This window comes from Paludibacterium sp. (genome assembly GCF_019232825.1).
Lineage (GTDB): Bacteria > Pseudomonadota > Gammaproteobacteria > Burkholderiales > Chromobacteriaceae > Paludibacterium.
The window spans coordinates 1-3,016 of the sequence record NZ_JAFAND010000123.1; the positions used below are offsets into that span (position 1 = coordinate 1).

The 3,016-nt window shown below is 72.6% G+C and carries 1 protein-coding gene; it reads right to left on the reverse strand.

Annotation, left to right across the window (positions count from 1 at the left end):
• Nucleotides 1-3,016: hypothetical protein (locus JOZ06_RS16105; RefSeq protein WP_293234248.1), on the reverse strand; the 3,016-nt coding region annotated here is incomplete at both ends.

A 3,016-nucleotide genomic window follows, 5' to 3' on the forward strand; every position in this document is an offset into this window, starting at 1 on the left:
GCGGGCGCGGGCGCAGGCGCAGGCGCAGGTGCCGGTGCCGGTGCCGGTGCCGGTGCAGGTGCCGGTGCCGGTGCGGGTGCCGGTGCAGGTGCGGGTGCAGGTGCGGGTGCGGGTGCGGGTGCGGGTGCGGGAGCGGGAGATGGCGAAGGCGCAGGTGCGGGAGACGGCGCGGGGGCGGGCGCTGGTGCCGTGGAGAAGCCAGCCTCGATGTCTGCCGTCTGGTAAACCTGCACGGCCTCGACGTTGAGCTGCCGGACGCCGCTGATGCCCGCGTCAATCTCGGCGATGTTGACGTCCTCGGCGCCGCTGGCGAGCTGCACGCGTGGCGCGCGCAGCAGGAGGTCACCGCTGTGCGGGGTGGTGGCGCCGGTGCTGTAGCCGGTGGCACCGGCGCCCGCGTCGAGCGCGAGCATGGCGCCCGCTTGCAGCTGGATTTGGCCGAGCGCCGTCATCAGGTTGATGGCACCGCCGTTGCCGCCGGCCGCCGTGGCGTAGGTCAGCAGCTCGGCGCCGCTGCGCACGACAAGATCATTGCCGGCCGCGAGCGTGATGCTGCCGCCCTGTGCACCGGACGCGTCGAGCACGCCGGCCACGCTGAGCTGGCCGCCGTCGGCCTCAAGGTTGATGTCCTGGGCGCGCAGCAGCGTGCCGGCACCGATGCTCATATCGCCGTTGCGCTGGCGCAGGTTGAGTGCGCCGCTGAAGTTGCTGGTACCAACCGCAGCGAGCTGCTGCGCGAGAGCCTGCACGTTGATCAACGTGCCGCTGTCGATCGTCAGCTGCGCCTGCTGGCCCGTGGCGTTGGCGAGGCCACGCAGCTGGCCGTCGATCGTGACGCCGCCGACCGGCGCGCTCAAGCTGACCGCGCCCGCATCGCCAGCGGCCGAGGCCGAGACGTCGATCGTCGCGCCGCTCAGCAGCGCGACCTGGCCTTGCGCTGCCTGGGCGGTCAGGCTGCCGGCGGGGTTGTCGATGTTCTGCTGGTCGATGACGATGCGCTGGCCCTGCAGCAGCGTCTGCGAGCCGGCCATGAAGACCAGGTCGCCGCTGCTGGCCGCCAGCGTCAGCTGACCGCTCGGCAGGTTGATGAGGCCGTCCTGGTAGATGCTTTGCGCGTTGATCGTCACCGCTGCGCCGGCGCCCGGCGTGGCGGTGCCGCTCGGCGTGCCGTCGGCCGCGACGAGGCTGAACTGGCCCTGCGCGCTGATGCTGGCCGTCGCGCCGTCGGCGGCGATGAGGCGCTGCGCCGTCAGTGCGAGGTGCCCTGCGGCGGTGAGCTGCGCGCCATCATCGAGCACGATGTCCTGGCCGGCGGTGATGACGTTCGTCGCGCCGTCGAGCTGCACGGCCTTCACGCCCTGTTGGCCGCCAGCGATCGTGACGGTTTTGTCCGCCTGCAGTGTCAGCTGGCCCAGTGCGGGAGCGCGCGAGACCGGCGCGTTGCCGCTGCTGTTGCCGAGCATCAGCGATTGCGCGCTGACGGTGGCGCTGCCGTTGCCAAGCAGCGCGATGTCCGGCGCGTCGAGCTCGACGAGTGCCAGGCTGCCGTCGCCGAGCGCGCTGCCGGCCATGAAGCCGATGCTCGAATAACTCCGCAGGCGCAGCGCCTGGCTCGGTGCAAGCTGGCTCAGCAGCGCGCTCGAGAGCAGCAGCGTGCCGGCGTCGCTGGCCTGCGTGCCGCCGACTTGGATGCGACCGGCGCCGAGGCTCACGGCCGCGGCGCTGAAGCTCGCGCTCGGGTCGACGCTGAAGACGTTCGAGGCGTCGAGGCTCACGCTACCCTGCGCGCCGCCGCTGAGCACGGCGCCCTGCCCGATGACGAGATCGCCGCGCTGCTGCAGCGCTGCCTGGCGCGTGAACCCGGCGTCGGCGGCGTTGCTGACGCGCACGGCGGCGCCGTCGCCGGTCAGTGTGAATTGGGTGCTAGGCGTCGTGGCCGCGGTGCCGGCGGCCGGCGCCTGGATCACCGAACCCGCGGTGAGCGTGACGCTTTGCTGCGCGGCGAGCATCACGTCGGCATCGCTGAGCGCGACGCCGTGGTTGGCGAGCGTGACGGTGCTGGCGCCGACGGTGAGCGCGCCGCTGGTGCCGTCGGCGTCGGGCGAAGCGCCGATCACCAGCGTCTGGGCGCCGAGCTTGCTGAGCATGCCGGCCGAGAGGTCGAGCGCGTTGGCGTCCGAACTGCCCGTGCCGTTGTCGGTGATGACGATGTCGTTCGACACCACGTAGGCCGTGCCGCCGCGGCCTTGCAGCGACGGCGTGCTGCTGCCCGCCGCGGCCGTGACCTGGCTCGGCGCGAAAGCGATGCTCGCGTTGAACTGCATCGCCGAGGCCGAGAGGATCAGCTGCCCCGCGTCCACGGGCAGCGCCGGTGCGCTCACGCCCTTGTTGGCCGCGGCGCTGCTGAAGTAGCTGTTCGCGTCGGTCAGGTCGAGCTCGCTGCGCTGGTGCGCCTGCGCCGAGGTCAGCACCTGCCAGTTGCTCGGCAGCGAGGCGCCGAAGCTCGTGCCCGCATCGACGACGCGTGCGCCGATCGTGACGCTGCCGTCGATGTTCTTGACCGTCGAGCCCTGCGCCAACAGCGTGCCGCCGACCGGCTGCACGAGAAACGCGCCGGCCAGCGCGGCGTAGCGCGCGGGCAGCAGCGTGTAGGTGCCTGCGGGAATCGGGCCGCCGTTGCCGGTGATCTGCAGCTGCTTGCCCGCACCGGGCAGCACGGCCGCGAGGCTCGGGTCGTTCGGCGCGAGGCCCTGCACGCTCGGCACGAGCGCGAAGGCGCCACCACTCGCGGCACTGCCGCTGAAGACGTCGGTCGAACCGCCCGGGCCCGGCACGAACTGCCACGCGAGCAGCTGGCCGCCGCCGCTGAGGTCGAGCTTGGCCTGCGCGTCGGCGTCGATGCTGCCGGCCGGCGCCGAGAGCGTGATGCTCTTGGACGGCGGCGCGGTCGTGGCCGTTTGCGTGACCGGGTCGAGCCACTGGCTGCCGGAGATCGTGCCCCACAGCAGTTGCTGGC